The following is a 7431-nucleotide window of genomic DNA, read 5'->3' as shown; positions in this document are numbered from 1 at the left end:
AGACGTGGTATTACTCTCACCTGCCTGTGCAAGTTGGGATATGTTCCAATCCTATGAAGAGCGTGGACGTATTTTTAAAGAGGCGGCGCATAAATTGTAAGTAGGGGGGTTGGATAAGCCCCTACTTTTATGCAAGGGGTGGCCTCCTGATGAAACAATCTCGTCCGGCGCCAGATATATGGCTTTTCGTCTGTATTGTAAGCTTGTTAGCCATCGGCATGGTTATGGTATACAGCGCGGGCGCCGTCCTCGCTTTTCACGAGTACGGGGACTCCTACTATTTTGTTAAACGGCAATTGCTGTTTGCGGGGCTCGGCCTTGTAGCCATGTACTTTACTGCCAGAACGGACTATCGGATTTGGCAGAAATATGCCAAGGTCGTATTGTTGATCTGTTTGGCGCTACTAGTCGCCGTTTTAATCCCAGGCATTGGTGTAGTAAGAGGCGGGGCACGAAGCTGGCTCGGTATTAGCTCTTTTGGCATTCAGCCTTCCGAGTTTATGAAGCTAGGCATGATTCTATTTCTATCTCAATGGCTCAGTCGTTCTGACTATGATATTAGCTCTTTTACGCGCGGCCTGTTGCCTCCGCTTGGGCTGATGGGGCTGGCTTTTGGGCTTATTATGCTCCAGCCTGACTTGGGCACAGGCACGGTAATGATGGGAGCATCCATGCTGATCGTATTTACCGCAGGCGCACGTATGAAGCATCTTGGTCTACTGGCCTTGTCGGGGGCAGTGGGGTTTGCTGCACTGATTGCGGCTGCCCCTTATCGGCTACAGCGTATTACCGCGTTTTTGGACCCTTGGTCAGATCCGCTTGGTGCGGGTTATCAAATAATTCAGTCGCTATATGCTATTGGTCCTGGTGGATTGGCCGGCCTGGGGCTCGGTATGAGCCGGCAAAAATACAGCTACGTTCCTGAGCCACAGACGGATTTTATTTTTTCCATATTGGCGGAGGAGCTTGGTTTTATCGGCGGAATGACCGTGCTGGGGCTTTTTTTGGTCCTTGTTTGGAGAGGGATGCGTGTCGCTATAACCATTCCGGATACCTATGGCAGTTTGCTTGCGGTGGGAATTGTCGGGATGGTTGCGGTACAGGTCGTTATTAATATTGGTGTTGTTATCGGACTAATGCCGGTAACAGGAATAACACTGCCCTTAATCAGCTATGGAGGTTCTTCATTGACCTTAATGCTAACTGCTTTGGGCATTTTATTGAATTTATCACGTTATGCGAGGTGAACGTTTATGCGCGTCGTGTTGAGCGGCGGCGGTACTGGAGGGCATATTTATCCAGCATTGGCCGTAGCCAGACAGTGCGAAGAAATAGATCCAGACGCTGAATTTTTATACATTGGCGGTCAACGAGGACTTGAAAGTAAATTGGTTCCTCAGGAAAAAATCCCGTTTGAAGCTATTGATATCACAGGATTTCGTCGCAGCTTGTCTGTGGAAAATATAAAAACGATCATGCGCTTTTTCAAAGGAGTTCGCAAGTCCAAAGCATTATTAAAGAAATTTAAGCCAGATATCGTTATTGGGACAGGGGGATATGTATGCGGCCCTGTCGTCTATGCAGCTTCCAAGTTGGGAATACCCAGCATAATTCATGAACAAAATGCGATTCCTGGGCTGACCAATGCATTTTTGAGTCGCTATGTGGATACAGTGGCTGTTAGCTTTGAAGGCTCGGAAGGAGCTTTTCCCAAAGCTAAAAATGTACTATACACTGGGAATCCGCGTGCTACAACAGTTCGTTTGGCTAACCGGGATCGGGGATTTGCTACTATAGGGGTTCCGATGAATAGCTCGGTTGTCCTGGTAGTTGGCGGCAGCAGAGGGGCGAAGGCCATTAATGATGCCATGATTGCAATGGTGCCGCAACTTTCGCAACTGAAAGACGTCCATTTTGTATATGTAACTGGCGAATCTTATTATGAGCAAACGCTGGAAAGCATCCGAAATCAGATCGGCTCATTGCCCAATCATTTACATGTGCTTCCCTATATTCACAATATGCCCGAGGTGCTGGCTTGTACCTCTTTAATCGTTAATCGCGCCGGGGCGTCCTTCTTGGCAGAGATTACCTCATTGGGCATTCCGTCCATTTTGATTCCATCACCCAATGTGACGAATAACCATCAGGAAGCTAATGCTCGTACACTTGAAAAGGCAGGGGCTTCGGTCATGATCACAGAAAAGGAATTAAGTGGCCCGGCTTTGTTTCAATCTATAGCGGAAATTATGAAGGATGAGGCAAGGCGGAGCCGGATGGCGGAGTTGGCATCTGCGCTTGGCAAACCTGACTCAGCAAATATTTTAGTAAAAGAAATGGAGCGTCTTGCCCATAAAAGGTAGTCCGCAGCGCAGATTTGGGCGGTTGTCACACACCGGACGGTATTTACATAGGATACCCTATAGATTGTGACCATCACCCAGGCTGCCGGTTGTCAGGTGAGAGCCTTATAACTGTGCGGGGCAAGCAACAAGGAGGTTTCAGTACAATGCAGCAATGGATGCCATTATTAGCGGAGCATGATATCGGAAAAGTGCTGGAGCATGAGCCGCTGTCCAAATATACGACGTGGAAGATTGGGGGCCCTGCGGATGCTCTTGTGATCCCGGATACCAAAGAGCAGTTGGCAAGGCTTTTGAAGCTGGCTAGCGAGCACGGAATTCCCTGGATGCAGTTGGGGCGCGGCTCTAACATGCTCGTCTCTGATAAAGGGATTCGGGGACTGGTGATCAAGCTGGGACCAGGATTTGATTATGTTCGTTTCGAAGATGAACAGATCGTTGCTGGTGGAGGCGTTTCACTGGTCAAACTGTGTGTTATGGCTAGCAAGCAAGGGCTGTCGGGCCTTGAATTTGCTGGTGGTATCCCAGGATCGGTCGGTGGGGCTGTTTACATGAACGCCGGTGCCCACGGGTCTGATGTGTCACAAATATTCCAGTCCGCTGAGATTGTGCTGGATACAGGGGAATTGGCTGTGTACAATGCCGAGGATATGCATTTTAGCTATCGTCACTCCGTGCTGCATGAGCAACGTGGAATGGTGACAGAGGCAGTGTTCCAGATGAAGCGGGGGGACCGAGAGGAAATCTCAGCAGCACTTGCGGCTTTTAAAGACCGCCGTAGGCTGACCCAGCCGCTACAGTTAGCTTGTGCAGGAAGCGTGTTCCGTAATCCACCAGGAGACTATGCTGCCCGGCTTATTGAAAGCGCAGGTCTCAAAGGCTTGAAGGCAGGAGGCGCTGAGGTATCTGTACAGCATGCTAATTTCATTGTAAATACCGGCCAAGCGACAGCAGAGGACGTGCTTACCCTAATGAAGCATATTCAAAGTACAATATCATCTCAAACCGGCATCAAGCTAGTTCCGGAGGTTTTCGTAGTGGGTGAGCGGTAAACTCGGAGGTGATACATTGGACAAATTGGTGATTGAGGGAGGCCGTCCCCTGTCAGGCACCATACGTATCCATGGGGCAAAAAATGCGGCACTGCCTATTCTTGCAGCAAGCTTGCTTGCCCAAGGCAAGGTGGAAATTCGGAATGTCCCCCATCTTTTAGACATTAAAGTCATGCTGCACATCCTAGAAAGACTTGGTTGCACATGCCGACATGAAGAGGAAACGGTATATGTGGATACATCGTCCGTCCGAACGTTCCAAATTCCTGAGGATTTGATGAAGCAAATGCGGTCATCTATCTTTCTAATGGGACCGTTGCTCGCTAGATATGGAGAAGTTTCCATTTACCAGCCCGGAGGCTGCGCGATCGGCGAGCGCAAAATTGATCTACACCTGGAGGGATTAAAAGCTCTTGGGGCAGAGATCGAGGAGAAAGACGAGCAAATTACGTTTCGAGCACGCAAGCTGATCGGCTCAGACATCCACATGGATTTTCCGAGCGTAGGAGCAACGGAAAATATTATGATGGCTGCGGCGCTGGCCGAAGGACGAACAACAATTACCAATGCAGCGAGGGAACCGGAGATTCAGGATCTTCAAAACTTTCTGAATGCCATGGGAGCCCGCATTATCGGTGCCGGAACAGACACCATTACAATTACGGGGGTCAGTCAACTCAATCCATGTACGTATGAGGTCATTCCTGACCGCATAGTAGCTGGAACGGTTATGATCGCAGCCGCTGCTACACGAGGTAGTGTGTCGTTGACACACTGCAATCCCTCCCACTTGTCTGCTCTGATTCACGTCCTCAGGCGGGCTGGTGTTCAAATCGGCATCCTGAATGATATAATGACCGTAAGTTGTATGAGCCGTCCCAAAGCGGTAGAGAGGATCGTCACCTCTCCTTACCCGTCATTTCCGACGGATTTGCAGTCTCAGGTCATGGTCCTGCTTTCTTTGGCGGATGGCTTCAGTGTTATGAAAGAAACTGTCTTCGAAAGCCGATTTAAGCATGTGGATGAACTGAATGTAATGGGTGCTGATATTACGGTCGATGCGAATGCTGCTTTTATAAGAGGGGTTTCTCGTCTGTACGGGGCTACAGTAGAAGCTACCGATCTGCGGGCAGGGGCTGCACTGGTTATAGCCGGTCTAGCCGCTCAAGGACGTACTATTGTTGAGCAGGTTCACCACATTGACAGAGGGTATGACCGGATCGAACGTCTTTTCCAGGGATTGGGTGCGCAAATGAGTCGTCAGTCTCCGGTGCCCGAGCAACTGGATTTCGTAAATTAATGCCTACAGTGTCCCTCCGTTAACGGGGGGACAAAGGGCTTTTGTGGAGAGAAGCTATGCCAAATGCTCAAATACCTGTTCTTAAAAAGAACAGAACGAAAAAAAGAACAAGCCGGAAGATTGCTATTCTTCTCATTTTGTTGTTTATTGCCCTGCTCGCTGTTCTCTTTTTCCGTTCTTCGTTGAGTAAGGTTTCTGAAATTCGTTTTGATGGTAATGTATTTTCGACCCGGGAGCAACTTCTCAATCGAAGTGGTCTGGCTGTCGGAGATCAATATTTCGGAGTCAGTGCATCCGACGTCTCTGAGAAGCTGCGGGAAATTCAGTCGATTCAGCAAGTCACAGTGGACAAGCAGTTTCCAGGTATCATTACGATTCACATTAAAGAGTTTGCTACGGTAGCTTACGAATTGCAAAGTGACGGGAGCCTGCGTGCTATTCTAGCGAATGGGACAAGCGTGGGTGTGGGAAGCAGTGGGATCGCGGTCGAGAAGCCTATTTTGACTAAATGGAAATCAGATGATCCCTACAAAGCGAAGCTGTGTGATGCATTATCACGCATTCCGGGAGAATGGACAGCTGATATCTCGGAAATCATACCTGCACCGATTCCTTCTTTTCCAGACCGTATAAAAATGTACACGCGTTCCCAGTTTGAAGTTATTACAACCGTTTCGCTGTTGAACTCTAAAATTAGCTATTTGAACCAGGTACTAGAAACAGAAGATCCTGGTGTGATCACAATGCTGGAGGCGGATTCCTACGTTCCCTTCAAACCAGATACGAGCGAAGAGAGCCAAGAAAAAGATACTACTCAGTGATGTGAAAAAATGCTAGAATTGATTTTATGGGTAATAGACTTGCCTCCTTCTTTTTTCTTCAAATTTTTATGTGACTGCAACCATAAATTGGCTTCTAAAAAATTTGTAGAAAAAAGAGGGAAAGCATGGAGTATGTTGAATATGTACAGAGTGTGTTTAAAGAACGAAATTCATTTTGGAGTCAGGAGGTGCCACAGACTTGAGCAACAATGACATCATTGTTAGTTTGGACATCGGTACATCCAAAGTTCGGGCTATTATTGGGGAAATGAATAATGGAACCTTTAATATTATTGGAGTTGGATCTGCCGACTCGGAAGGGATTCGCAAAGGTGCAATTGTAGACATTGATCAAACCGTGCAATCAATCCGTAACGCCGTGGATCACGCAGAACGCATGGTTGGTATTCAAATAACAGAAGTGTATGTGGGGATTTCAGGCAATCATATTGGTCTGCAAAATAGTCATGGCGTAGTAGCCGTATCCAACGAGGACCGCGAAATCGGTGAAGAGGACATTGAGCGTGTACTGAAGGCAGCGGAAGTAATCGCCGTACCACCGGAGAGGGAAATTATTGACGTGGTAGCCAAGCAGTATGTCGTGGATGGTCTTGAAGGAATTCAGGACCCTCGTGGTATGATCGGTGTTCGTCTCGAAGTAGAGGCTACGATTGTTACTGGAGGCAAGACCCCAATACATAATCTGTTGCGCTGCGTTGAGAAAGCCGGCTTAAGGATTAAAGATCTCGTCTTACTGCCCCTTGGAGCTGGACAGTTGTCTCTTTCGAAGGATGAAAAGGTGATGGGTTCCGTGCTAGTGGATATTGGTGCAGGTTCTACGAATGTGGCCATTTTCCAGGAAGGAACGATTGTAGCCACATCAACACTCCCCATCGGCGGAGAATTTGTAACCAATGATATTGCCTACGGACTGAGAACCCTTACCGATCAAGCCGAAAAAGTTAAACTCAAATACGGCTGCGCTTGGTATGATGATGCAGCAGCCGATGTTGTCTTTAAGGTGACCCGTATCGGCAGCAATGTAGATAAGGAGTTCAACCAACAGGATTTGGCTGCTATTATCGAGCCGAGAGTACAGGAAATTTTCCAACTCATTCAGGCGGAAGTTAAGCGCTTGGGTTACACAGAGCTTCCGGGGGGTTATATACTTACCGGAGGCACCGTCTCCATGCCTGGTGTACTTCAGGTGGCACAAAGCGAACTGGCCGCTTCTGTAAGGATCGCTGTACCTGATTTTATCGGTGTAAGGGATCCGGGATATACGAGCGGAGTTGGTATCTTGCATAATGCTATCCGTTACTATCGCGGGAGATCGACTAGTGTTAGCAACAGTGGCAGTAGTACCAAGAAGCCGACTAACCGAACCAAGAGCAGCAGTCCCATTGCGGAAGGCGAGCAAAAGCAGGGGTTGATTGAACGCTTAAAAAATATGTTCAGTGAATTTATATAACGTTCATTGCTAATTATGCCAATCATGGACGGGCCATCCATGCACATTGAGGGGGAGATGGAATAGTATGTTGGAATTTGATTTTGAAATGGAGAGCTTGGCTCAAATTAAAGTGATCGGCGTCGGAGGCGGCGGCAGCAATGCAGTTAACCGAATGATCGAAAATGGAGTTCAGGGTGTAGAATTCATTACCGTCAATACAGATGCCCAGGCACTTCACTTAGCGAAGTCTGAGCATAAGCTTCAAATTGGTGATAAGCTGACTCGCGGTCTCGGTGCCGGGGCTAACCCTGATGTGGGTAAAAAAGCGGCTGAAGAGTCGCGTGAGCTCATTATGAATACGCTCAAAGGCGCGGATATGGTATTCGTAACCGCGGGAATGGGTGGCGGTACAGGAACCGGAGCGGCCCCTGTCATTGCTGAA

Annotated in this window: 6 protein-coding genes and 1 pseudogene; all 7 read left to right on the top strand. The window is 48.2% G+C overall.

Going from position 1 to position 7431, the window contains the following annotated elements; all coding sequences use genetic code 11:
* The first annotated feature begins 149 nt into the window (after positions 1-149).
* A complete protein-coding gene (gene spoVE, locus AC5V8P_RS21100) occupies positions 150-1247 on the top strand; it encodes a stage V sporulation protein E (RefSeq protein ID WP_064796058.1) in 1098 nt (365 codons plus the stop codon).
* Positions 1248-1253: 6 nt separating this feature from the next.
* A complete protein-coding gene (murG, locus tag AC5V8P_RS21095) occupies positions 1254-2363 on the top strand; it encodes an undecaprenyldiphospho-muramoylpentapeptide beta-N-acetylglucosaminyltransferase (RefSeq protein WP_064796059.1) in 1110 nt (369 codons plus the stop codon).
* A gap of 146 nt (positions 2364-2509) precedes the next feature.
* Positions 2510-3415, top strand: coding sequence for a UDP-N-acetylmuramate dehydrogenase (gene murB / locus AC5V8P_RS21090; protein WP_064796060.1), 906 nt, complete (start codon positions 2510-2512; stop codon positions 3413-3415).
* Positions 3416-3431: 16 nt separating this feature from the next.
* Positions 3432-4715 carry a UDP-N-acetylglucosamine 1-carboxyvinyltransferase gene (murA, locus tag AC5V8P_RS21085; protein ID WP_064796098.1) on the top strand — a complete coding sequence of 428 codons (1284 nt, stop codon included), beginning with the start codon at positions 3432-3434 and terminating at the stop codon, positions 4713-4715.
* 56 nt (positions 4716-4771) lie between these two features.
* The gene (locus AC5V8P_RS21080; RefSeq protein WP_064796061.1) at positions 4772-5536 is read left to right on the top strand and encodes a cell division protein FtsQ/DivIB; all 765 of its coding nucleotides are present in this window, start codon (positions 4772-4774) and stop codon (positions 5534-5536) included.
* 199 nt (positions 5537-5735) lie between these two features.
* Positions 5736-7007, top strand: a complete 1272-nt coding sequence (gene ftsA / locus AC5V8P_RS21075) for a cell division protein FtsA (RefSeq protein WP_064796062.1) — start codon at positions 5736-5738, stop codon at positions 7005-7007.
* A 67-nt stretch (positions 7008-7074) separates the two neighbouring features.
* Positions 7075-7431, top strand: a pseudogene (locus tag AC5V8P_RS21070) (cell division protein FtsZ); the annotation flags it as partial.

It is taken from the genome of Paenibacillus sp. N119s, assembly GCF_059447605.1.
This window is presented reverse-complemented; position numbering and strand designations above follow the sequence as displayed.